The organism is Blastococcus sp. SYSU D01042, assembly GCF_054050515.1.
On sequence record NZ_JBJGZM010000003.1, the window covers coordinates 26,907 to 49,680 of the forward strand.

The window sequence follows — 22,774 nt, forward strand, 5'->3', positions numbered from 1 at the left end:
CGCCGTCATGCCCGAGCCCGTGCTGCCCGCGACCGCCCGCACCCTGCTCGCCCGCGTGGCCCGCGCGCAGCGCGACGGGCGGGCGCCCAGCCTGGTCGCCGGCGTCGTCCGGGACGGCGGGCTGGCGTGGTCGGCCGGCCGCGGCGCGGTGGCCGAGCCGCACGACGACGTCCAGTACCGGCTCGGGTCGATCAGCAAGACGGTCACCGCCGTCCTGGTGATGCGGCTGCGCGACGAGGGGCTGCTGCACCTCGACGACCCGCTGGAGCGGCACCTGCCCGGCACGCCGTTGGGGGAGCGCACCGTCGGTCAGCTGCTCTCGCACCTGGCCGGCGCCTCGGCGGAGAGCCCGGGCGGCTGGTGGGAGCGGGTGCCGGGCGGCACGCTGGCCGAGCTCGGGCTCGGGGACGACGACGTCGTCCTGGGCGCGGCCCGGCGGTTCCACTACTCCAACCTCGGCTTCGGCCTGCTCGGCGAGCTGACGGCGCGGCTGCGCGGCACCTCGTGGGACGACGCCGTGCGCACCGAGGTGCTCGAGCCGCTGGGCATGCGGCGGACCACGCCCCGCCCGTCGGGACCGGCCGCCGAGGGGCGGGCCGTGCACCCCTGGGCCGACGTCGTCCTGGCCGAGCCCGAGCACCACGCCGGCGTGATGGGCGCCGCGGGGCAGCTGTGGGCGACGCTGGCCGACCTCGGCCGGTTCGGCGCCTTCCTGCTCGGTGACACCGGCGACGTGCTCGACCCCGCCACGCTCGAGGAGATGGCCGAGCCGGCCGGGGTGGACTCGTCGGCCGCCGGCTGGTCGGCCTACGGCCTGGGTCTGCAGGTCATGCGGGTGGACGGCCGGACGCTGGTCGGGCACGGCGGCTCGATGCCGGGCTTCCTCGCCGGGGTCTTCGTCGACCGCGACGAGCAGACCGGCGCGGTGTCGCTGGCCAACGCCACCGCCGGCGTCGACCCGGTGGTGTTCGGGCTGCTGGCCGACCTGCGGGCCACCGAGCCGCGGATCGTCGAGGCGTGGAGCCCGGCGCCGTCGCCGGTGCCGCTGGAGACCCTCGGTGTCTGGTTCTGGGGCGTCTCGCCCGTCGTGCTGCGCGCGGTGGCAGGGGGGCGGCTGCACCTCGGCCCGCTGCCCGGACGGAACGGCCGGGCCAGCCGGTTCGAGCAGCGCGCCGACGGCCGCTGGGTGGGCCTGGACGGCTACTACGCCGGCGAGACCCTGCGCATCGCCGCCGACCACCTCGACGTCGGCACGTTCGTCTTCACCCGCACGCCCTACGACCCCGCGGCGCCCGTGCCCGGCGGCGTCGACGAGGGCGGCTGGACCGCCGGGTAGAGGCCGGCCGAGTAGGTGGCCGGGTCGTAGTAGCGCTCGAGGTCCTCCAGCGCGTCGTCCGGCCGCTCCAGCGCCTGCGCGATGCGCGCGCGGCTGGGGACGGCGTCGGGCCGCCAGGTGCCCGGATCCCACAGCTGCGAGCGCAGGAACGCCTTGCCGCAGTGGTGGAACACCTGCTCGATCTCGACGACCACGGCCAGGACCGGCCGGTGCCCCTCCACCACCATCCGGTCCAGCAGCTCCGCGTCGGTGACCAGGCGGGCGCGGCCGTTGATGCGCAGGGTGTCCGTGCGCCCGGGGATAAGGTGGATCAGCCCGACGTGCGGGTTGGCCAGGATGTTGCGGTAGCCGTCGGCCCGGCGGTTGCCCGCCCGCTCGGGCAGCGCGACCGTCCGGTCGTCGAGCACCAGCACGAAGCCGGCCGGGTCGCCCTTGGGGGAGACGTCGCAGCTGCCGTCGGCGCCGCTGGTCGCGACCAGGCAGAACGGGGAGGCGGCCAGCCACGCCCGGTCCAGGTCGGTGAGCGCCGTCCGCTCCTTGGCCAGGGCCGCCGGCACCGGTTCGCCGAGCAGCGCGCGGAGCTGGGCCTCGCTGGTGATCTCCTGCACGCCCCAGAGCATGCCGGGTGGCCCCGTCCGGAGGCTCGCCCCGAGTGTGCGAGGGGTGAGGGGGACGGGGTCCTTCACCGGTCGAAGGCGTCGATCACGTTCTTGACGACGACGCCGTAGGCCAGGTGCGGCACCAGGTCGCTGATCCAGTCCTTCGCCGACCAGGTGCGCGGGTCGGTCACGCCGAGCACCGTCATCGGGCCGTTGGCGGCGACCAGCACCCCGAGGGTGGTGAGCGCGACGCCGACCGGCTTGGCCGAGAGGTAGCCGCGGGCGCGGGCCAGGCCGCCGATCGTCCCGACGCCCACACCGGCCACCAGGCCGAGCAGCGGCCCGAGGCCCTCGACCCGGTTCTGCCGCGTCTCGTCGTCCCCGGGGATCGGGACGTGCGCCTTGCCCGCCAGCTTCTCCACCGTGTCCTCCGGCGTGGAGCTGGTGCCGCGCCCGCGGACCGCCATGTCCAGGTAGGTGACCGCGTTGAGCGCCGTGCTGCCGGCCGCGCCGGCGGCCGCGCCGCGCAGCGCCCAGCCGAGCGTGCTGATCCCGCGCTTGCCCTTGCCGCTCACGCCGAGCGGGGTCCGTCGCATCATGCGGCTGCCGGTACCCCGTCCCGGCCCGAGATCTGCACACTCGTGGCCATCAGGGCCCGGAAGGCCACGAGTGTGCAGATCTCGGGGGCAGGCGGCAGGCTCACCGGTGTGGACGACGTGGACGCGCGCCTGGAGCGGGCGATCGACGAGCTGCTCGACCACCGGCGGGCGGGTGCCACGATCTGCCCGTCCGAGGCGGCCCGGCAGGTCGACGCCGGCGGCTGGCGCGACCTCATGCCCGCCGCACGCGCCGCGGCCGGGCGCCTGGCGGCCGAGGGGCTGGTCGAGGTGACCCAGGGCGGCGAGGTCGTCGACGTCGCCTCCGCGCGCGGGCCGGTGCGCATCCGCCGGGCCGGGCGCTGAGCCCGCTCAGTCCGCGGCGCGGTCCAGCAGTGGGCGCGTGCGGTACTCGACGAACCGGCGCATCGCGAGCGCGGTGTCGACGCGCTGGACACCCGGGATGGCCAGCACCTGCTCGGTGATCCGCCACAGGTCGTCGGCGTCGACGGCGACCACCTGGACCAGCAGGTCCGCCGCGCCCGACAGCCCGGTCACCTCGAGCACCTCGGGGATCTCGGCGAGCGCGTCGCTCACGTCGGCCAGGCTGCGCTGGGTGACCTGCACCGTCGCGTACGCGCCCAGCCGGTAGCCCAGCGCCTCCGGGCGCACGCGCCGGTCGAAGGGGGCGAGGCCGCCCGCGGCCTCCAGCCGGGCGAGCCGGGCCTGCACGGTGTTGCGGGCCAGCCCCAGCTGCTGGGAGAGCGCCATGACGCTGGCGCGGGGGTCCGCGCGCAGGGCCAGGAGCAGCCGGGCGTCGGTGGGATCGAGGCGGTCCGGACCAGCGGTCACGCTGGGCATCCTGGCACGCGCAGGCGCTCCCGACCACGCATTCTGCGCAGACAGCTCGAACCCCCTTGAGCAGAAGGCGGCCGCGTGGTCTTGTCAGCCGCAGCGGCCGTCGGGCAGGATGTGTGAGCGGCGCCACACCCCGGCGCCGGGACGACGTCCACGCACCGCCCGGTGCCGGTCACCCCCGGTCCCGGCGGCCGACGACGAGGAGCGAGCCGTGACCGCGTTGCGCCACGAGACCGAGGCAGGCATCGGCGACGCCACCGAGGCCGTCGACCCCGTACCCGGCGCGGGTGCGCCGCACCTGCCGCAGCAGCCCGACCTGGTGCAGCTGCTGACGCCCGAGGGCGAGCGGGTGGAGCACCCGGACTACCCGCTGGAGGTCTCCGACGAGGAGCTGCGCGGCTTCTACCGCGACATGGTCCTCGTGCGCCGGTGGGACGGGGAGGCCACGGCCCTCCAGCGCCAGGGCGAGCTCGGCATCTGGGCCTCGCTGCTCGGCCAGGAGGCCGCCCAGCTCGGCGCGGGGCGGGCGCTCGAGGACGGCGACATGGCGTTCCCGACCTACCGCGAGCACGGCGTGGCGTGGGCGCGCGGGGTCGACCCGCTGCACGTCATGAGCCTGTTCCGCGGCGTCGACAACGGGGGCTGGCACCCGATCGAGCGCGGCTTCAACCTGTACACGATCGTCATCGGCGCGCAGTGCCTGCACGCCACCGGCTACGCGATGGGCGTCCAGCGCGACGGCGACGGCTCGGCCGTCCTGGCGTTCCTCGGCGACGGCGCCACCAGCCAGGGCGAGGTCAACGAGGCGATGGTGTTCGCCGCGAGCTTCGACGCGCCGGTGGTCTTCTTCTGCCAGAACAACCAGTACGCCATCAGCGTGCCGCTCGAGCGGCAGTCGAAGGTGCCGCTGTACCGGCGCGCCGCCGGCTTCGGATTCCCGGGCATCCGGGTGGACGGCAACGACGTGCTCGCCGTCCTGGCGGTGACCCGTGCCGCGCTGCGGGCCGCCCGCGAGGGCCAGGGGCCGACCTTCGTCGAGGCGTTCACCTACCGGATGGGCGCGCACACGACCTCGGACGACCCCACCCGCTACCGGGTGGCCGACGAGGTCGAGGAGTGGAAGCTGCGCGACCCGATCGCCCGGCTCAAGGCCTACCTCTCCCGCGGCGGGCTGGCCGACGCCGCCTTCTTCGAGGGCGTCGAGGCCGAGGCCGACGAGCTCGCCGCGCGCATCCGCAGCGGCACGCTCGGCATGCCCGACCCCCGGCCCACGGCCATGTTCGACGCGGTCCACGCCGAGCAGACCCCACCCCTGGCCGCGCAGCGCGCGGAGTTCGCGGCGTACGAGGCGTCCTTCGAGGGTGGCCACTGATGGCCGCGGAGCTGCTGGACGCCCCGGCGGTCCAGACGATGACGATCGGCAAGGCGCTCAACCTCGGGCTGCGCCGCGCGATGGAGGACGACCCGAAGGTCCTGCTCATGGGCGAGGACATCGGCCGTCTCGGCGGCGTCTTCCGCATCACCGACGGCCTGCAGGCGGACTTCGGGGAGGACCGCGTCGTCGACACCCCGCTGGCCGAGGCGGGCATCCTCGGCACGGCGGTGGGCCTGGCGATCCGTGGCTACCGGCCGGTCTGCGAGATCCAGTTCGACGGGTTCGTGTTCCCGGCCTGCAACCAGATCGTCACGCAGGTGGCCAAGATGCACGCCCGCTCCCGCGGGACGATCCCGATGCCGCTGGTCATCCGCATCCCGTTCGGCGGCGGCATCGGTGCGGTCGAGCACCACAGCGAGAGCCCCGAGGCCTACTTCGCGCACACGCCCGGCCTCAAGGTCGTGGCCGTGAGCAACCCGGTCGACGCCTACTGGGGCATCCAGCAGGCGATCGCGGCACCGGACCCGGTGGTCTTCCTCGAGCCCAAGCGGCGGTACTGGGAGAAGGCGCCGGTCGACACCGCGGCCACGCCCGAGCCGCTGTTCGGCTCACGGGTCGTGCGCGGGGGCGACGACGTCACGGTCCTGGCCTACGGCCCCATGGTGAAGACCGCGCTCCAGGCCGCCGAGGTGGCGGCGGGTGAGGGCCGGTCGCTGGAGGTCGTCGACCTGCGCACCATCTCGCCGCTGGACCTCGACCCGGTGCACGAGTCGGTCCGGCGCACGGGCCGCTGCGTCGTCGTCCACGAGGCGCCGGTGACCCTCGGCGTCGGCGCGGAGATCGCCGCCCGGGTGACCGAGACCTGCTTCCACTCCCTGGAGGCGCCGGTGCTGCGGGTGGGCGGCTACGACGTCCCCTACCCGCCGTCCAAGCTCGAGGAGGCCTACCTCCCCGACCTGGACCGGGTGCTGGACGCCGTCGACCGAGCGATGGGCTTCTGAGATGACGCGGACCACCGGCGCTCTGCGTCACTTCCTGCTGCCCGACGTCGGCGAGGGTCTCACCGAGGGCGAGATCATCCAGTGGCTGGTCGCCGTCGGCGACACCGTCACGGTCAACCAGCCGCTGTGCGAGGTGGAGACGGCGAAGGCCGCCGTCGAGCTGCCCTCGCCGTACGCCGGCCGGGTGGTCGAGCTGCTGCACGAGGCCGGCGCGACGGTCGACGTCGGCGCCCCGATCATCACCATCGACACCGGCGGCGACGACGGCCCGGCCGACGGCGAGCCCGCCGCCGGCCTGATCGGCGGCCCCGCCCCGGGCGGGCGGACGTCGGTGCTGGTCGGCTACGGGCCGCGGACCACCGAGGCCGCCCGACGCCCCCGGCGCAGCGGCGCGGTGGCCGCCGCCCGGGCGACCGCCCCGCAGGAGCCCGCCGACGCCGGTCCGCCGCCGGCGGACGGCCGCACCCCGCTGCTCGCCACCGCGCCCGACGTCCGCACCAAGCCGGTGCGGCACGGCGGTCTGGAGGTCGGCCGGCAGGCCGAGGCGGCCGCGGCCCGGGAGGACGCCGCCACGTCGACGGCGGTCGCGCCCGGCCGCCGCGGACCGCGCCCGCTGGCCAAGCCGCCGGTGCGCAAGTACGCCAAGGACCTCGGCGTCGACCTGGCGCAGGTCACCGGCAGCGGACCGGGCGGGGTCATCACCCGCGCGGACGTCGACGCCGCCCGCTCCGCCCCCGCCGACGTGGCCACCCCGGCGGGAACGGGGCGGGGCGAGCAGCGGATCCCGATCGCGGGGGTGCGGAAGCACACCGCGGCGGCGATGGTCGCCAGCGCCTTCACCGCGCCGCACGTCACGGAGTTCCTCACCGTCGACGTCACGAAGGCGATGAAGCTGCGCCGCCGGCTGGCCGAGCGACCCGAGTTCGCCGGGGTGAAGGTCAGCCCGCTGCTGCTCGTGGCCAAGGCCGTCCTGCTGGCGGCCGGCCGGCACCCGCTGGTCAACAGCTCCTGGGACGAGGCGGCCCAGGAGATCGTCGTCCACGGGCAGGTCAACCTGGGCATCGCCGCAGCCACCCCCCGCGGGTTGCTCGTGCCGAACGTGAAGGACGCCGGCAGCCTGTCGCTGCGCGAGCTGGCCGAGGCGCTGGCCCGGCTCACCGAGACCGCCCGGGCGGGCCGCACCACGCCGGCCGACATGGCCGGCGGCACGTTCACGATCACCAACGTGGGCGTGTTCGGCGTCGACACCGGCACGCCGATCCTCAACCCCGGTGAGGCCGCGATCCTGGCGTTCGGCGCCGTGAACGAGCGTCCCTGGGTGCACCGCGGGAAGGTGCGGCCCCGCCAGGTCGCGCAGCTGGCGCTCTCCTTCGACCACCGGATCATCGACGGCGAGCTCGGGTCCCGGTTCCTGGCCGACGTGGGCGCGCTGCTCGCCGACCCCGGCGTGGCGCTGGCGTTCTGACCAACGCCGGCGGCGGCAGGATGGGGCCGTGGACCGACGTGCCCCCGCCCTCGCGGCGCTGCTGCTCTTCGCCGTCGCCACCGTTGCCGCGACGGCGCTCGACGGGCGGCTGCCGGCGAGCGAGGACAGCGTCGCCGGCTGGGTCCTGCAGGTGCTCGGCCACCTCGCGGCGATCGCCGGCGGCGTGCTCCTGCTGACGACCGACGGTCACCCGGGGCGGCGGTCGGGCGCGGTCGTCCTGGGTGCGGTCCTCGTGCTCGTCCTCGCCGACGCGCTCGCGCTCGCGCTCGCGGACGACGCCGGCGGTGCGAACATCGGCCTGGGCGGGGTCCGCCTGCTCGGGCTGGTGGCCGTGGGCGCGGTCGCGCTGCGGCTGGCGCCGGCCGTCGCCCGGGACCGCCGTTCCCCGCCGGCCCGCGGCTGACCTGCGCGATCGCACGTGTCGGCGTGCCGCAGCCGGGGTAGATCGCACACGACCGATCACACGACACGAGGAGCGCAGAACGTGGCCAGCGTGCAGGAATCCGTCGACGTCGACGTCCCGATCCGGGTCGTCTACGACCAGTGGACGCAGTTCGAGTCGTTCCCCCAGTTCATGGGCGGGGTCGAGAAGATCACGCAGATCGACGACACGCACACGCACTGGGTCACCAACATCGACGGCGTCAAGCGTGAGTTCGACGCCGAGATCACCGAGCAGCACCCCGAGGAGCGGGTGGCCTGGACGAGCACCAGCGGCGAGGCCAAGCACGCCGGGGTCGTCACCTTCCACCGCCTGGACGACGCCAAGACCCGCGTCATGATCCAGATCGACTGGGAGCCCGAGGGCCTGGTCGAGAAGGCCGGCGCCGCCCTGGGCTTCGACGACCGCCAGGTCAAGGCGGACGCCAAGAAGTTCAAGGAGTTCATCGAGAGCCGCGGCACCGAGACCGGCGCCTGGCGTGGGGACGTCGAGCGCCCCAGCTGACGGCTCCGGCCCCGGTTCGCCGACGGCGGCCGCTCTCCACCGGAGGGCGGGCGCCGTCGTCGTTCGTGACCGGTTTCACCCGTCGGTGTGAGAGATCGTCGGCGTGTATGGCGGGTTGCCTAACGATCGTCGGAATATGGTGGAGCTCGCCTGCATTCACATGGGTGTAGGCAACCGGCATCCGACGAAAGAGGCACCAGACGATGAACAGCGTGACGTCCAGCTGGCGGCAGCGGCGCCAGGCGGCTCGCACCCGCCGCGCGATCGACGCGGCGCTCGCTCGCACGAGCAGCCCGGCGATGCGGGACGAGCTCCTGACGATGGCGGGCGCGACGTCCTACGTCCGCCGCTGACGCGGCCGCGCCGCAGAACCGCGGCGCACCGCCCTGCGCGACCCCGGTCCTCTCCGAGACCGGGGTCGATTGCTGTCCGGGGCACCTCCCCAGGACGGGGGATGGGTCTCAGGGCCGGACTCCGGCGTGCCGATGCTCCTGGCGTGACGCGCGCACGGACGGGGAGCGGCCCGGTCGAGGCCCCGGAGACCTCCGGGGCCACGACCGGTGGCCTGCTGCGCTACGTCCGCACGGTCGGCGGTGAGGACGCGGTCGCCGCCGTCCTGGCCCGCGCCGGGACGACCGCCACGCCGGCCGAGCTGGACGACCAGTCGCGCTGGTGGAGCTACGACACCCGGATACGGCTGTTCACCGCGGCGACCGACGAGCTGCGGGACCCGCGCACCATGTACGAGGTGGGCGCCGCCGCGCTGCACACCGGTCTGGCCCACTCCCTCGTGCTCCTGCTGCGCGCGATGGGCTCGCCACGGCAGGTCTTCGGCCAGCTGCCCCGGGCGGTCCAGAAGTTCAGCACCACCTCCACCATGGAGATCCTGGAGACGGGGTCCACGACCGCGACCATCCGCTACCGGCTGCACGACGGGTACCCGCACTCGCGGCTCGACTGCCTCTACACGCAGGGGCTGCTGAGCACCGTCCCGGCGATCTTCACGCTGCCCCCGGCCCGCATCGTCCACGACGACTGCCAGTCCGACGGCCACGACGCCTGCCTCTACCACCTCGAGTGGGCCTCCCGGTCACGCCTGCCCTGGCGACGCCGCCGCACGGCCCGGGTGGATCCCGAGCTGCACGCACTGCGCGGCCAGCTGCAGATCCTGCAGTCCGCGGCCACCGACCTCGTCGCCAGCGACGACCTGGAGACAGTGCTGCGCCGCATCGTGAGCCGTGCCGCGGAGGCGGTCCTGGCCCCCGCCTACCTGCTCGCCGTCCAGGCGCCCGGCGGGGGCGCGCCCCTCGTGCACAGCGCCGGCGTGCCGGAGGAGCTGGTGCCGGGCATGGCCGCCGCGCTGCTCGCCGGCGAGGACCTGGGCAGCAGCGCCGTCGTCGCCGCGATCGCCTCGCCGCGGCGGGCGCACGGCCGGCTGGCCGCCCTGTACCGCCCGGGCGACCAGCCGATGGGCGACGAGGGGCCGATGCTGGCCGCCTACGCCGGCCACGCCGCCGCCGCGCTCGACCTGCTCATCGCGCTCGAGGACACCCGGCTGGAGGCCAGCCGTGCCGGAGCGCTGCTCTCGCTGGCGCACGAGCTGGCCGCCGCCGAGGACGTCGACTCGATCGGCGCGGTCGTCGCCGCGGCGCTGCCGCGCGTCGTCGGCTGCAGCAGCGCCTCGCTGATGCTGTGGGACCCGGACGAGGGCGTGCTGAGGGCCCGCTCCTCGGCGAACCTCTCGCCGGAGGCGGAGGGCGTCTTCTCCGGCACCCGGCTGCGCCCCGAGGACTCCCCGGAGCTGGTGGACCTGCTCACGACGCGCGAGCCGCGGATCATCCGCGACGCCGAGAGCAGTCCCGTCCTGCGCGCGCTCCTGGCCCGGATCGGCGTCGCCGACGTCGTCGCGCTCCCGCTGCTGGCCGACGGCGTCTTCCTCGGCATCGCCACCGCGAGCTGGCGCGCCGGCCAGGCGCCCGCGGAGCTCACCGGGGACGTGCTCGCCCGGCTCCGCGGCGTCGGCGACCAGGCGGTGTCGGCGCTGCAGCGCGCCCGGCTGCTGGAGACAGTCCGGCACCAGGCCACCCACGACGCGCTCACCGGGCTGCCCAACCGCGTGCTGTTCCTCGAGCGGCTGCTCGCCGAGCTGCCGGCCGCGGCCCCCGGTGCGCACCTGGCCGTGCTCTTCTGCGACCTCGACCGCTTCAAGCAGGTCAACGACGTCCTCGGGCACGCGGCCGGCGACGAGCTGCTGCGGCAGGTCGCCGCGCGGCTGCGGGCCGCCATCCGCCCGTGCGACACCGTGGGCCGGCTCAGCGGCGACGAGTTCGCCATCGTCCTGCCCGGCCTCGAGGACCCGGCCGACGCGCGCGGCCTGGCCGACCGCGTCGAGGAGTGCTTCGCCCTGCCGTTCCGGCTCGAGGGCCGGGAGCTGGCAGTGGGCACCAGCGTCGGCGTCGCCGTGCACGAGCCGGGTGCGGACGCCGAGGCGCTCATGCGGCAGGCCGACGCCGCCATGTACCGGCACAAGGAGCGGCGCGGCCGGCGGGCGTCGGACGGCGGGGTCCGCTCCTAGCCGCGCAGGCGGGCGCGCAGCGCGGCCTGCTCGTCGGCCCCGAAGCCCTGCGACTCCAGCCAGCCGATCGGGCCGCCGTAGCGCTCGTCGAGCAGCTCGAGCACCCGGTCCATGGTCTCCCGGCGCGGGGTGTGCTCGGCGGTGTTCCGCTGCGCGGTGTCCCCGCCGTAGGTCGGGGTGGCCCGCAGCCGCGCGACGATCGCGTCGATCACGTCACCGCTGAGGCCGTAGTCGATGGCGATCTCCTCGTGCGGCACCCCGGCCACGGCGAGGGTCAGCGCCACGACGACGCCGGTGCGGTCCTTGCCCGCGGCGCAGTGCACGACCGCCGCGCCCTCCTGCTGCGCGGCGAGCGCGCGCAGGGCCTCGACGACGGCGTCGCCGCGCTGGGAGAGGTAGCCGAGGTAGCTGCGCACCGGCGCCGGCTCGCCCTCGTCGTGCTCGGCGACGTGGCGGGGGAGCAGCGAGTCCAGCCAGCCCGACGGCAGGTCGGGGACCTCGTCCTCCTCGGCGGCGAAGACGTCGGTGTACTGCCCGCGCTCGGGGAGCAGGGTGAAGTGCCGGTGGGTGACCTCCGGTCGCGCGCGCAGCGGCCCGCGCCCCTCGAGCAGCACCTCGGCGCTGGTCCGCAGGTCGATCACCTCGCGCAGGCCGATCTCGCCGATCAGGCGCTCGACGTCGGCGTCGCTGAGGGTCTGCAGGTTGTCGCTGCGCAGGATCCGGCCGGGCAGAGTGCGGCCGCCGTCGGTGGTGGGCAGCCCGCCCAGGTCACGGGTGTTGGCCGTGCCGTCCAGCTGCAGCCAGCGGGTGTCGTGGAGGGAGGTCACGCCTGCGACGGTACGGCGACGAGGTGAACGTCTCATGCCTGGGTCAGCGACCCGCAGGTGTCCAGCAGCTGCCGCCGCAGCGCTGCGCCGCGGTCGGCGAACGCCCGCTGCGCCGCGGCGTACTCCGACTTGCCGGCGGGCGTCTCGATCGGCACGGCCGCGTAGCCGTGGTCGCGGAGGTCGTAGGGCGAGGCACGCATGTCCAGCTCACGGACGTCGGCGGCGAGCGCGAAGCAGGCCGCGAGCAGCTCGCCGGGCACGGCCGGGCCCAATTTGTAGGCCCACTTGTAGAGGTCCATCGTGGCGTGCAGGCAGCCGGGCTGCTCCATCGCGGGCTGCGTCTCGCGGGTCGGGCGGAGCCGGTTCCGGTCGACGGCCTCCGGGGTGAAGAAGCGGAAGGCGTCGTAGTGGCTGCACCGGATCGGGTGCTGCTCGACGACGGCGTCGGTGCCGGCCCGGCCCAGCCGCAGGGGCAGCGCGTGCCGCCGCTCGTCGGCGCGGTAGACCATCGCCCACTCGTGCAGGCCGAAGCAGCCGGTGAACGCGGGCCGGGCCGCCGTGGCGGCCAGCAGCCCGCCGATGAACTCGACGGTCGGCCCCCGGTCGGCCAGGTACGCCGCCCGGTCGAGGGCGACCACGCCGTCGGCGTCGGTGCGGTACCAGCGCCAGCCGGTGTGGGGCGCCGGCCCGTCGGACGACGGGGCGAGCGCGGTGCCGGCACCCGGGTGCCAGCGCCGCAGCCGCCCGGGGGTCTCGGAGTAGTAGGTGAAGAGGAAGTCGTGCACCGGGTGGATCTCGCCGCGGGAGCGCCGGTCGCGGTGCGGCGCCGCCCACCGGTCCATGCGCTCCTCGTGGGCCGCGGCCCTCGCCCGCCACTCCGTCGCCGTCAGGACGGTCGCGGCGGCGGACGAGGGCACCGGCCAAGCCTAGGTCGCGCCCCTGCGCTCAGCTCCCGGCCGGCTGCCCGGGGATGGTGAACAGCGGCTCCCAGGCCTCGTCGGACCCGATCGGGAACAGGCTTCCCGGGGCAGCGCCGCGGCTGGCCCAGCGCGCCTCGTACGGCAGCCCGTCCAGGAGGACCCGGGCGCCGCGCTGGTAGAGGACCTCGGGGTTCCACACCTCGGTCACGTCGACGACGGTCGGGACCGGCGCAGGAGCGGCCTCACGCGTCGTCACCGCTCCCAGCAGCGCCCACGGCGACGGCGTCCCCGTGGTGGCCGGGACGGACGGGTCGACACCCGCGGCGTACCAGCGGGCCTGGTAGACGTCGCCGTGCCAGACCACCTTGTAGCCGGCCGGGTACTGGCCTTCCGCGCGCCAGACGGGGTAGGGGCTGGTGGCCGGGTCGTCCACCACCGGCTGTCGCTCGGCGTCCCGGACGACGTCGTCGACCCGCACGGCGGGACCGTCGCCGGCCAGGCCGGAGAAGACGTCGACGAAAGCGAGCGACTCCTGCTCGACCCCGCTGCACGTGTTGGAGTGCACGGCGACGTCGGCGAAGCTCGCGCTGCACCCGGTGTCGCGGTTCAGCGACCACAGGGAGACCCGGCCCAGGCCCTCCTCCCGCGCGAAGGCGGTCAGCCGTTCGGCGTCGTCGAGGGTGAACACCTCGCCCTCGACGTCGTTCTGCCCGATCATCGGCGTCGCGCCGACGCGGCTCCAGGCCTGCGCGTCGCTGAGCCGGGTGCCCTGCTCCCGGTAGACCGTCTTGACCTGCTCGGCCGTCGCCCGCAGGGCCTGCTCGGTCGCCAGCACCATCGACTGGCTCTCGGGGCGGGACGGGCCGTAGTTCATCGTCATCACGTTGACCCCGGTCAGCTCGACGCCGCCGGCGAGGGTGGTGCGCACCAGGTCGAGCGCCTCGGACGTCAGCCCGGTCGGCGCCACCGGCAGGGTGAGCCAGACGTCCAGCGGGGAGCCGTCCTCCGTCCGCTCGCGCTGCAGCGCGGCCAGTGCCTCGGCTCTGCGGGCGGCGGCGGCCTGGTCGGCGACGGCCGGCCCCTCGATGTCCAGGTCTATCGCCGTCAGGTCGTAGCGCTCCACCACGTCCCGGTAGGCACCGGTGAGGTCGCCGGCATCCCGGCAGGTCACGGCCAGCTCGTCGTTGGCCTGCCCGCCGAAGCTCACCATGACGTCGCCGCCGGCCGACCGGAGCTGGTCGATGCGGCGGTCGAGCTCGAGGTCGGACCCCGCCTCGTCGAGCGAGTAGTACGTGCCCCAGCTGGGGGCGCAGTCGTCCTCCGGGTCGGCGACCACGAACGCGAGGGCGACGGTGCGGGCCGGGTTGGCGGCCGGGTCCTGGAACTGGAACGTCGGGGTCAGGGTCACGTCGACGTAGGGCACGCTCCACGACGTCGTCGCGGCGGCAGTCGCGCGGCCGACGGCCCCGGTCAGGGAGGCGAAGGCGCCTCCGGCGAGCACGCCCACGACCAGCAGCAGCACTCCCAGGCGGGTCCAGGAGAGCCGACGTGCGACCGGCTGCTCGTCGTCCGTGTGCCGGCCGGCGGATGTGGCGCGCGCTGCGCGCATGGACGTCCTCGCTCTCCTCGACGCAGCACCCGGCGGGACCGCGCGTTCCTGTGACTGGCTCCGACGCACGGTGCCACCTGCCGGCCCCGGGACGGCGGCGCCGGGCGCTGGGCTCACCACGACGGGTGAGCGGGGGCAGCGTCGACGTGCGGGACGCCCGCAGGATGCCGGAGGACGTCGTGAGCTCAGGCCTGCCGCCTGGTGCCCGTCGGTCCCGACGAGCAGAAGGTGGACATCTCGATGAAGCGCACCGTGCCCGACCCGCGCCGGCCCGACATCCGGCGGCAGTGGGGCAGTGACCGCCGGCGTGAGCCGCTCCCGCTGGTACCGCCGAAGGTGTCCGAGGGACGCATGGCCATCGGGCGGCTGGCCATCGTGCTCACCGTGTCGGCGTGGGCCGTCTACGTGGCCTTCACCATCGAGCAGCAGTTCATCGAGGGCAAGGCCGACAGCGCACGTCTGGTCATCGAGGCGATCGTCTACCTCCTGATGGTCACCGGGTTGGCCACGTCGGCGATGGCCTACCTGATCACCCGCATCGGCTTCTTCTACCGGAGCCGGGCGCACACGCGGGCGTCACGGGTCGTCCTGGACGCGTTCTTCGACCAGCCGGCGCCCCCGGTGACCGTCCTGGTCCCCTCCTACCAGGAGGACGAGCGGGTCATCCGGACGACGCTCCTCTCCGCCGCCCTGCAGGAGTACCCGGCGCTGCAGGTGGTCCTGCTCGTCGACGATCCCCAGAACCCGACGACGGCGCGGGCCCGCGCCCTGCTGGACGACGCGCGGGCGCTGCCCGGGATCATCGAGGGCGAGCTCGCGGTGCCCGCGACCCGCTTCCGCACCGCTCAGGCCGCGTTCGAGCGCGCGACCGGCGAGGGAGCGGGGCGCGCCGCGACGACCGAGGACATCCGCGAGCTCGCCGGTCACTACCGCTTCGCCGTCGAGTGGCTGCACGACCTGGCGGCCCGGCACGAGGTCATCGACCACACCGATCTCTTCTTCATCGACCACGTCCTCGGCGCGCTGGCCGCCGACCTCACCACCGTCGGCGAGGCGCTGACCTCCGGCGCCGACGAGGGCATCGTGCTGCCGGCCGGCCGGCTCGTCCAGCTGTACCGCCGGCTGGTCGCCACGTTCGGGGCCCGGGTCACCAGCTTCGAGCGCAAGCGCTACCGGTCGCTGTCGCACGAGCCGAACAAGGCCATGAACCTGAACAGCTACATCGGCCTCATGGGGGGCAGCTACCAGGAGGTCGACACACCGCTGGGCCTGGCGCTGGTGAGGTCCTCCGCCCGCGCCGCGGACCTGGTCGTCGACGAGCCGGCCTACGTGCTGACGCTGGACGCCGACAGCATGCTGCTCCCGGAGTACGCAGCACGGATGGTGCACCTCCTGGCGCAGAGCGCGCACTCGGGCGTGGCCGTCGCGCAGACCCCGTACAGCTCCTTCCCGGGGTCGGCGACCCGCTTGGAGCGCATCTCCGGCGCCTCGACGGACCTTCAGCACATCGTCCACCAGGGCATGACCCAGTACGACGCGACCTTCTGGGTCGGCGCCAACGCCGTGCTCCGCAAGAAGGCCCTCGACGACATCGTCGAGGTCGACTACGACGGCGACTTCGAGATCCGGCGCTACATCCAGGACCGCACGGTCATCGAGGACACCGAGTCGACCATCGACCTCGGCGTGCACGGGTGGCAGCTGCTGAACTACCCCGAGCGGCTGGCCTACTCGGCGACCCCTCCGGACTTCGGGTCACTGTGCATCCAGCGTCAGCGGTGGGCCAACGGCGGCCTGCTCATCCTGTCGAAGCTGCGCGAGCAGATGCGAGCCCGACGGGCGCGCGGCGAGCGCAACCGTTTCGGCGAGCTCTTCCTGCGCGTCAACTACATGGCGTCGATCTTCTGGAGCTCGGTCTGCCTGGTGACGATGCTCGTCTACCCCTTCAACGCCGAGCTGCTCAACCCGCTGCTCCTGCTGGTCTCCATCCCGTACTTCCTGATGATGGCCGCCGATCTGCGGGCCACCGGCTACCGCCGGACCGACGTGCTGCGCATCTACGGCTTCAACCTCGTCCTGCTGCCGGTCAACCTCTCGGGGTCCTTCGCCTCGATCCTCCAGCTGATCACCGGGGAGAAGAGCGCCTTCAAGCGGACCCCCAAGGTGCGGAACCGCACGACGGCCGGTGCGTTCTTCATCCTCGCGCCGCTGGCCCTGATCGGGCTCTCCGGGTACGCGGTCGTGACCGACGTCCAGCGTGCGCAGTGGGGGCACCTGGTCTACGCGCTGCTGAACTTCACCCTCGCCGGGTACGCCATGGTCGCCTTCGTGGGCGTCGGCAACAGCATCGTGGACCTGTGGGTCCACCTGCGGGACTGGCTGTACCGGCCCGTCGACACCCGCCGTCCGGTGCGGAACGGTCGGGCGCCCGGGCGGTCGGGCGCCCGGGCCGCCGCGGTCCGCCCCGCTGCTGCCGGGCCGGCCGCGCCCGACTGGGCGTCCGTGCTGCACTACGGCGTCCCGGGGACCACCGGCGGCGTGCCCGTGGAGGAGCCGGCCGCCGCACCTGCCGCGCAGCACCGCCCGTCACTCCCCGTGCCCCGGCAGGCGACGGGGGCTCACGGCGACGGGGTCTCGGCGTTCCGGGACTTCATCTTCTTCACCGTGTTCCAGCCGATCGTCGACCTCCGGAGCGGCGAACCGGTGGGCTACGAGGCGCTGTGCCGCTTCGCCGACGGCCGCCGGCCGCAGGAGCGGCTGGACGCGGCGAGCGACTCCGGGGTCGTCGTGGACCTCGACAGCGCGATGATGCGCGCCTCGCTGGCCGCCGCCGCGGGACTGCCGGAGGGGGCGTGGGTCTCGGTCAACGTCTCGGCGGCCATGTGGGAGGCACCCCGCGAGCTGTCCTCGATCGTGGGGGAGTCCTCCTGCCCCGTCGTCCTCGAGTCCGGTGCGCTCATCGGGGAGCGGGAGCTCTCGTCGGCGGACGTCCCGAGAGGCGTCCAGGTGGCCGTGGAGGACGCGCTGGTCGGGTACGACAGCTTCGACAAGGTCGAGCGGTACCGGCCGGCGTTCCTCAAGCTCGGCCGGGAGACGACGGCGGGCATCGAGCACGACTCCGCCCGTCGTGCGCTGCTGGCGGCGCTCGTGCCGTTCGCCGAGGAGCGCGAGTGCCAGGTGGTCGCCTCGGGTGTGGAGACCTCCGCCGAGCGGGACGCGCTGCGGTCCTGCGGGGTGGAGCTGGGACAGGGCTACTTCCTCGGCCTGCCCGCTCCCGCAGCCCGGCCGGTGAGGACTCCGGCGCTGGCGGTGGCTCCCGCCACCGACTGAGCCCGGCCGGAGCAGGACGTGGTCAGTCGGGAGCGTTGCCGGGCCGGACGACGCCGTCGTCGGCCTGCGCGTCCTCGTCGGTGGTGAGCGTCGCCGAGCCCTCGGGGGCCTCGCCGGGGGTGGGGGCCGGGCCGTCGGTGGTGTCGGGGGACTCGCGGTACCCGGTGCTGTCGCTCTCGCTCATGCCCGGCCCATGCCCGCCGCCCCCTGGCCGGAAACGACGGCAGGCGCCGTCCCCCGAGGGGAACGGCGCCTGCCGGTCGCGGAGAGGTCGTCAGAAGCAGGCCTCGTCGACCTCCATGAGGGCGTTGTCGGTGTTCTCCACGACGACCCGCTCCGCGGTCAGGCGCGGCAGGACCTGGCTGGTGAAGAAGCGCGTCGCGGCGAGCTTGCCCTCGTAGAAGAAGCGGTCCTTCTCGCTGACGTCGCCGGCCAGCGCGGCCAGCGCCACCTCGGACTGGCGGACTAGCAGCCAGGCGGTGACCAGGTCGCCGACGGCGAGCAGCAGGCGGCTGCTGTTCTGGCCGACCTTGTAGAGGGCCTTCATGTCCTGCTGGGCCTCGGTGAGGTGGCCGAACATCGTGGTGAGCATGCCCTGCACGTCGTTGAGCGCGGCGGCGAGGGCGGCGCGCTCCTCCTTGAGCCGGCCGTTGCCCACCTCGTTGTCGATGGTGGCCTGGATCTGGCCGGCCAGCCAGGTCAGCGCGACGCCGCCGTCCTTGACGATCTTCCGGAAGAAGAAGTCCTGGCCCTGGATCGCCGTCGTCCCCTCGTAGAGGGTGTCGATCTTGGAGTCGCGGATGTACTGCTCGATCGGGTAGTCCTGCAGGAAGCCCGACCCGCCGAGGGTCTGCAGCGACTCCTGGGTGAGCAGCTGGGTGGCGCGCTCGGAGCCGAAGCCCTTCACGACCGGCAGCAGCAGGTCGTTGAGGCGCGCGGCCAGCTTCGCCTCCTCGCTGCCCGCGGTCCCCTCGGCCTCGGCGGCCGTCACCTGGTCGCGGAAGCTGGCCGCGTACAGGTAGAGCGCCCGCATGCCCTCGGCGTAGGACTTCTGCAGCATCAGCGAGCGGCGGACGTCGGGGTGGTGGGTGATGGTCACCCGCGGCGCGTCCTTGGACGTGGCGGTGAGGTCGGCGCCCTGGACGCGGGTCTTCGCGTAGTCCAGGGCCACCTGGTAGCCGGCCGACAGCGTGGCGATGGCCTTGGTGCCGACGAACATGCGCGCGTACTCGATGATCTTGAACATCTGGGCGATGCCGTCGTGTACCTCGCCGACGAGCCAGCCCTGCGCGGGCACCGGCCCGTCGCCGAAGGTGATCTCGCAGGTCGTGGAGACCTTGAGGCCCATCTTCTTCTCGACGTTGGTGACGTAGGCGCCGTTGCGCTCGCCGAGCTCGCCGGTCTCCAGGTCCACGTGGAACTTGGGGACGACGAACAGCGACAGCCCCTTGGTGCCGGCGCCCGCGCCCTCGGGACGGGCCAGGACCAGGTGGATGATGTTGTCGCTGAGGTCGTGCTCGGCGGAGGTGATGAACCGCTTCACGCCGGAGATGTGCCACGAGCCGTCGGGCTGCTGCACGGCCTTGGTGCGGCCCGCGCCGACGTCGGAGCCCGCGTCGGGCTCGGTGAGCACCATGGTGGCGCCCCAGCCCTTGTCGATCATGAGCCGGCCGAGCTTCTTCTGGTCCTCGGTACCCAGGTCGAACAGGACCTGCCCGAACGCCGGGCCCGAGCCGTACATGAAGACGGCGGGGTTCGCGCCGAGCACCATCTCGTAGGCGGCCCAGGTCAGGGCCGCGGGCGCGCCGAAGCCGCCGAGCTCCTCCCCGAGGTCGAGCCGGAACCACTCGCCGGCGTTCAGCGCCTCGACGGACTTCTTGAACGACTCCGGCAGGGTCACCGAGTGCGTGGCGGGGTCGAACACCGGCGGGTTGCGGTCGGCGTCGGTGAAGGAGGCCGCGATCGGGCCCTCGGCCAGCTTGCGGATCTCGGCCAGCACCCCGCGCGCGGTCTCGGCGTCCATCTGCGCGAACGGGCCGGTGCCGAACCGGTCACGGGTGTCCAGGAACTCGAAGAGGTTGAACTCGAGGTCCCGCAGGTTGGCGGTGTAGTGGCTCATGGTGCTGGTGCTCCCGTGCTCCGTACCGGTGTGGCGGCGAAGGCTACTCGCCGGTAACAACCGATGTTACCGGCTGGTACGGGGAACGCGGGCACGGCTCCGCGCGGACACCCTGGAGGGGTGCCCGCGCGGAGGTGGGGCAGGTCAGGAGCGGTGGCGCCTGCGGGTGCGCAGGACCAGGCCGGCGAGCCAGACCAGCAGGCCGCCGAGCGCAGCGGCGATGAGCAGCGCCAGGACCAGCGGGGCGTCGACGTTGCCGAACACCAGGCTGATGTCGACCGTCTGCGTGTTGAAGACGACGAACAGCACCAGGACGACGGTCACGAACAGCAGCAGCGCGAGCGCGAGCGAGCGGCCGATCGTGCGCCCCGTCTGGCGGGTCCGGCCCGGGCCGGCCGGTGCGGTCGTACCGGGCGCGGTCGTGCCCGGGGCGGACGTCGGCCGGTCGAGGCCGACGCTCAGCGGGTCACCGGTGGTCCCGCTGGTGCGGGGGTCCGGGGCGGTCACCGGGCGTCCGGTTCGGTGTCGGCGGGCGGGTAGGCCGGGCCGGCGATCCCGTCGGTCGAACCCTTGACGTCACCGAGGGACTCGCGGTCCTCGCCGGGCGCCTTCTCGGCTCCCAGGGGCTGCGCCTCGCGGTCGGATCCCGCGCCGTTCTCGTCGGGCATGCTCATGATCGGGTTGTGCCCGTCGGCGCCGGCCGGGAAACGGGTCAGCCCTGGTCGGCGAGCGAGGGGCCCGCCTCGTGGCGCGGGTGGCCGTGGGTCCGCTCGCGCTGCTTCATCCGGGCCTCGAACACGTGCCGGTCGCCGCCGGCGAGCTCCTCGCGGGCGCGCGCGTCGTAACCGCGGAAGGCCTCCCAGTAGCCGGCGTCGAAGTCCTCGACGATCTGGAAGGTCCACCGGTCGGCGATGACGTTGCGGCCGACCAGGTCGCGGTCGAGGTCGGCGGCGAGCGCCGTCGCGCCGGCCTGCTCGAAGAGATCGACGGACTCCTGCAGCAGCCGGTCGGCCTTGCCGGTGAGCTGGTGGAAGGCGTAGAGGAAGCCGCGGGCCTGGTCGACGGTCTCCAGGGCCTCGGAGAGCTTGCCGAGGGCCTCGACGGTGGCGTCGTCCAGGTCGGGGCGGGTGCGGTCGGTGGTCACCATGACATCGTCGCCCTCCGGGCGACACCGCGCCCAGGATCCGTCCCCCGGTGGCGTGGAGCCCCCACCCGCGACCCGGTCGGGAGGCCTCCGACCCCCGCAACCGGTCCGCGGCGCTCCGCCGCTCGAGCGCTCAGGCGCGGGCGACCGCCGCGTCGATGAGCTTCTCGGCGAGCCGCCGGCCGTGCGCGGCCGGGCCGTCCGGGCCCAGCAGGCCGCCGGAGAGGTACATGCCGTCGATGATCAGGTGGATCTGCGCGGCGAGGTCCTCGCCGGCGCCCGGCACGATCTCGTCGGTCAGCCGCTCGAGCCGCGTGTGCAGCTCGAACTTGTAGTCGGCCGCGGCGCTGCGGGCCGGGTGCTGCGGGTCGTCGTACTCGCTGCTCACGTTGGTGAACGGGCACCCGCGGAAACCGGTGCGCGTGACGTCGCGCTCGACGGCGTCGACCACGGACAGCAGGGCGGCGCGGGGCTCGTCCTGCAGCCGGACCAGCTCGGCGTCGATGAAGCCGAGCACGGTGGCGGCCTTGCGCGTGAGGTAGGCGCCGACCAGGTCGTCCTTGCTCTTGAAGAGCCGGTAGACGGTCATCTTGCCCAGGCCGGTCTCGCGGACCAGCTCGTCCATGCCCACGCTGCGCGAGCTGCGGCTGGAGAACAGCCGCTCCGCGGTGTCGAGCACGATCGCCTGACGCTCCGCCCGGCTCCGGCGGACCGGGACCGGGGCGTCGTCGACGGCGGTGAGGATCATGGCGGCGGTCACGTCACGGATGGTGCCCCAGCTCGTGACGGAGGAGTTCGCGGCACGCCGGATTCGATTGCTCTGAGTGACGAGAGGAAAACGGGTTGTGCGTGGCGCGAGCGGTGCCTGGGACCGCTGTGGTCACACGGAGTGATCCGGGGACGTGCCCGGCCTCAGGAGCGGCGCACCCGCCGCGGGTTGGCCAGCATCCGGGCCACGGTGGCGGCCGCAGCGGTGGCCGGCGACTCGTCGGCCGACGTCCGCGGGCTGGGGTTCTCGGCCTTGGTCTCGCGCTGGTCGTCCATGGGTTCCACCCTGCCCCGGGGCCGGGCCGGCCAGTCCCGTGCGGCCGGGGATTTCACCACCACGAGGGGGAGATCTGGGTCACTCCTGACCGAGCGCCTCGGCGAGCTCGGCCAGCTGGTCGAGCTGCCACTCGACGAACGGGGCGTCGTCGGGGGGCGCGGCGGCCACCTCGGCGACCGGCACGTCCGCCTCGTCGGCGGCCTCCCGCAGCCGGTCGGTGACGCCCTCGTCCGGTCCGCCGTCGAGCACCAGCACGTCCAGCGCGCCGCCGCGCAGCAACTCCTCCACGGCCGCGACCTCGTCGGGCGGCAGGGCGCCGGTGCGGGGGCCCGGCGTGCGGTCGGTCAGCCCGGCGGCCTCCGCCGTGGGCACGAACGCCCCGCCCGTCGCGGCGAAGCTCCGCCCGGTCGCATCGACCCGGAGCGCGCCGATCGTCTCCAGCCACGGCTGCAGCTCGGTGGCCCAGGCGGTGTGCTGCGCGCCGAAGTAGGGGGCGGCGTCGGGGGAGAGGCGGCCGAGCTCGTCGGCGACCGCCTCGGCCACGGCCGGGACGGCGACCGGGTCGTTCCACAGCCAGGGATCGCGACCCCGCCGCTCGGAGCCGACCGCCTCCGCCGCGCTGACCACGGCGGGCCGGCCGGCGGCGGCGTCGGCCAGCTCGGTCGCCCAGCCGTCGTACCCCGCCCCGTTGACGACGACCAGGTCGGCGGCGTCGAAGGCCGCGCGGTCGGCGTCCGGGCCCACCGGGGCGGTGCCGGTCGGCGCGATCGTGGTGACCGTGGCGCAGTCGCCGCCCAGCCGCCGGACGACGTCGCCCCAGGCCCCGACCGAGACGACGACGTCGAGGATCTCACCGGGGCACGCGGCCGGATCGCCCGAGGAGACCGCCGCCTGGCTGCCGGGCGTGCGGTCGCCGGAGCACGCCGGAGCGGCCAGCACTGCGAGCACCGTCAGCCCGGCGCGGAGCGTGGCGTGCCGCACGCATCCCCCATCGCCGACGGCCGATCC

At 74.4% G+C, this 22,774-nt stretch carries 24 protein-coding genes; 10 read left to right on the forward strand and 14 right to left on the reverse strand.

The annotated features are described in order from the left end of the window. Positions 1-7 precede the first annotated feature (7 nt). On the forward strand, positions 8-1,336 hold the full coding sequence (locus ACI79H_RS06700; protein ID WP_456553601.1) for a serine hydrolase domain-containing protein: 1,329 nt from the start codon (positions 8-10) through the stop codon (positions 1,334-1,336). Here ACI79H_RS06700 and ACI79H_RS06705 read toward each other — a convergent pair. Together ACI79H_RS06705 and ACI79H_RS06710 are read right to left on the reverse strand one after the other, a co-directional pair. Beyond that, positions 1,276-1,944, reverse strand: coding sequence for a pyridoxamine 5'-phosphate oxidase family protein (locus ACI79H_RS06705; protein WP_456553602.1), 669 nt, complete (start codon positions 1,942-1,944; stop codon positions 1,276-1,278). The genes ACI79H_RS06700 and ACI79H_RS06705 overlap by 61 nt on opposite strands. A gap of 74 nt (positions 1,945-2,018) precedes the next feature. Then, positions 2,019-2,534, reverse strand: coding sequence for a hypothetical protein (locus ACI79H_RS06710; protein ID WP_456553603.1), 516 nt, complete (start codon positions 2,532-2,534; stop codon positions 2,019-2,021). Positions 2,535-2,642: 108 nt separating this feature from the next. Here ACI79H_RS06710 and ACI79H_RS06715 point away from each other — a divergent pair, with 108 nt between their 5' ends. After that, positions 2,643-2,897 carry a DUF3253 domain-containing protein gene (locus ACI79H_RS06715; RefSeq protein ID WP_456553604.1) on the forward strand — a complete coding sequence of 85 codons (255 nt, stop codon included), beginning with the start codon at positions 2,643-2,645 and terminating at the stop codon, positions 2,895-2,897. Between the two features lie 6 nt (positions 2,898-2,903). On the opposite strand, the gene ACI79H_RS06720 is transcribed toward ACI79H_RS06715, so the two are convergent. Next, positions 2,904-3,383 carry an Lrp/AsnC family transcriptional regulator gene (locus tag ACI79H_RS06720; RefSeq protein WP_456553605.1) on the reverse strand — a complete coding sequence of 160 codons (480 nt, stop codon included), beginning with the start codon at positions 3,381-3,383 and terminating at the stop codon, positions 2,904-2,906. A gap of 217 nt (positions 3,384-3,600) precedes the next feature. On the opposite strand from ACI79H_RS06720, the gene pdhA reads away from it, so the two are divergent. From pdhA to ACI79H_RS06755, 7 genes are all read left to right on the forward strand, one after another. Continuing rightward, the gene (gene pdhA / locus ACI79H_RS06725; RefSeq protein ID WP_456553606.1) at positions 3,601-4,761 is read left to right on the forward strand and encodes a pyruvate dehydrogenase (acetyl-transferring) E1 component subunit alpha; all 1,161 of its coding nucleotides are present in this window, start codon (positions 3,601-3,603) and stop codon (positions 4,759-4,761) included. Then, a complete protein-coding gene (locus ACI79H_RS06730) occupies positions 4,761-5,765 on the forward strand; it encodes an alpha-ketoacid dehydrogenase subunit beta (protein ID WP_456553607.1) in 1,005 nt (334 codons plus the stop codon). Before pdhA ends, ACI79H_RS06730 begins: the two co-directional genes overlap by 1 nt. A gap of 1 nt (position 5,766) precedes the next feature. Further along, entirely contained in the window at positions 5,767-7,230 is a 1,464-nt protein-coding gene (locus tag ACI79H_RS06735) for a dihydrolipoamide acetyltransferase family protein (protein WP_456553608.1), read from the forward strand. Between the two features lie 28 nt (positions 7,231-7,258). Further along, on the forward strand, positions 7,259-7,654 hold the full coding sequence (locus tag ACI79H_RS06740) for a hypothetical protein (protein ID WP_456553609.1): 396 nt from the start codon (positions 7,259-7,261) through the stop codon (positions 7,652-7,654). Positions 7,655-7,735: 81 nt separating this feature from the next. After that, a complete protein-coding gene (locus ACI79H_RS06745; RefSeq protein ID WP_456553610.1) occupies positions 7,736-8,197 on the forward strand; it encodes an SRPBCC family protein in 462 nt (153 codons plus the stop codon). A gap of 212 nt (positions 8,198-8,409) precedes the next feature. After that, on the forward strand, positions 8,410-8,550 hold the full coding sequence (locus ACI79H_RS06750) for a hypothetical protein (protein ID WP_456553611.1): 141 nt from the start codon (positions 8,410-8,412) through the stop codon (positions 8,548-8,550). Positions 8,551-8,693: 143 nt separating this feature from the next. Next, on the forward strand, positions 8,694-10,772 hold the full coding sequence (locus tag ACI79H_RS06755; RefSeq protein WP_456553612.1) for a diguanylate cyclase domain-containing protein: 2,079 nt from the start codon (positions 8,694-8,696) through the stop codon (positions 10,770-10,772). On the opposite strand, the gene ACI79H_RS06760 is transcribed toward ACI79H_RS06755, so the two are convergent. The 3 genes from ACI79H_RS06760 to ACI79H_RS06770 are packed head-to-tail and all read right to left on the reverse strand — an operon-like array spanning position 10,769 to position 14,128. Beyond that, positions 10,769-11,599: a tyrosine-protein phosphatase gene (locus ACI79H_RS06760; RefSeq protein ID WP_456553613.1), complete on the reverse strand. Its 831-nt coding sequence runs from the start codon at positions 11,597-11,599 to the stop codon at positions 10,769-10,771. The two genes, ACI79H_RS06755 and ACI79H_RS06760, sit on opposite strands and share 4 nt — an antisense overlap. A 32-nt stretch (positions 11,600-11,631) precedes the next feature. Then, positions 11,632-12,516 carry a 3-methyladenine DNA glycosylase gene (locus ACI79H_RS06765; protein ID WP_456553614.1) on the reverse strand — a complete coding sequence of 295 codons (885 nt, stop codon included), beginning with the start codon at positions 12,514-12,516 and terminating at the stop codon, positions 11,632-11,634. Positions 12,517-12,544: 28 nt separating this feature from the next. Continuing rightward, on the reverse strand, positions 12,545-14,128 hold the full coding sequence (locus ACI79H_RS06770) for a chitinase (protein ID WP_456553615.1): 1,584 nt from the start codon (positions 14,126-14,128) through the stop codon (positions 12,545-12,547). A gap of 201 nt (positions 14,129-14,329) precedes the next feature. Between ACI79H_RS06770 and ACI79H_RS06775 the strand changes: the two genes are divergently transcribed. Next, complete coding sequence (locus ACI79H_RS06775) at positions 14,330-17,458, forward strand: EAL domain-containing protein (RefSeq protein WP_456553616.1); 3,129 nt, start codon at positions 14,330-14,332, stop codon at positions 17,456-17,458. 22 nt (positions 17,459-17,480) lie between these two features. Here the strand turns inward: ACI79H_RS06775 and ACI79H_RS06780 are convergent, their stop codons facing one another. From ACI79H_RS06780 to ACI79H_RS06815, 8 genes are all read right to left on the reverse strand, one after another. Next, positions 17,481-17,642, reverse strand: coding sequence for a hypothetical protein (locus tag ACI79H_RS06780; protein ID WP_456553617.1), 162 nt, complete (start codon positions 17,640-17,642; stop codon positions 17,481-17,483). Positions 17,643-17,732: 90 nt separating this feature from the next. Further along, the gene (locus ACI79H_RS06785) at positions 17,733-19,577 is read right to left on the reverse strand and encodes an acyl-CoA dehydrogenase (protein ID WP_456553618.1); all 1,845 of its coding nucleotides are present in this window, start codon (positions 19,575-19,577) and stop codon (positions 17,733-17,735) included. A 144-nt stretch (positions 19,578-19,721) separates the two neighbouring features. Beyond that, on the reverse strand, positions 19,722-20,084 hold the full coding sequence (locus tag ACI79H_RS06790) for a lipopolysaccharide assembly protein LapA domain-containing protein (RefSeq protein ID WP_456553619.1): 363 nt from the start codon (positions 20,082-20,084) through the stop codon (positions 19,722-19,724). Next, positions 20,081-20,251, reverse strand: a complete 171-nt coding sequence (locus ACI79H_RS06795) for a hypothetical protein (protein ID WP_456553620.1) — start codon at positions 20,249-20,251, stop codon at positions 20,081-20,083. The genes ACI79H_RS06790 and ACI79H_RS06795 overlap by 4 nt, the downstream gene beginning before the upstream one ends. Before the next feature lie 38 nt (positions 20,252-20,289). Next, positions 20,290-20,721: a hypothetical protein gene (locus tag ACI79H_RS06800; RefSeq protein WP_456553621.1), complete on the reverse strand. Its 432-nt coding sequence runs from the start codon at positions 20,719-20,721 to the stop codon at positions 20,290-20,292. Between the two features lie 133 nt (positions 20,722-20,854). Next, positions 20,855-21,481 (reverse strand): TetR/AcrR family transcriptional regulator, encoded by a 627-nt coding sequence (locus ACI79H_RS06805; RefSeq protein ID WP_456553622.1) that lies wholly within the window; start codon positions 21,479-21,481, stop codon positions 20,855-20,857. Positions 21,482-21,633: 152 nt separating this feature from the next. After that, on the reverse strand, positions 21,634-21,765 hold the full coding sequence (locus tag ACI79H_RS06810; protein WP_456553623.1) for a hypothetical protein: 132 nt from the start codon (positions 21,763-21,765) through the stop codon (positions 21,634-21,636). Positions 21,766-21,844: 79 nt separating this feature from the next. Then, complete coding sequence (locus ACI79H_RS06815) at positions 21,845-22,747, reverse strand: metal ABC transporter solute-binding protein, Zn/Mn family (protein ID WP_456553624.1); 903 nt, start codon at positions 22,745-22,747, stop codon at positions 21,845-21,847. Positions 22,748-22,774: the final 27 nt, after the last annotated feature.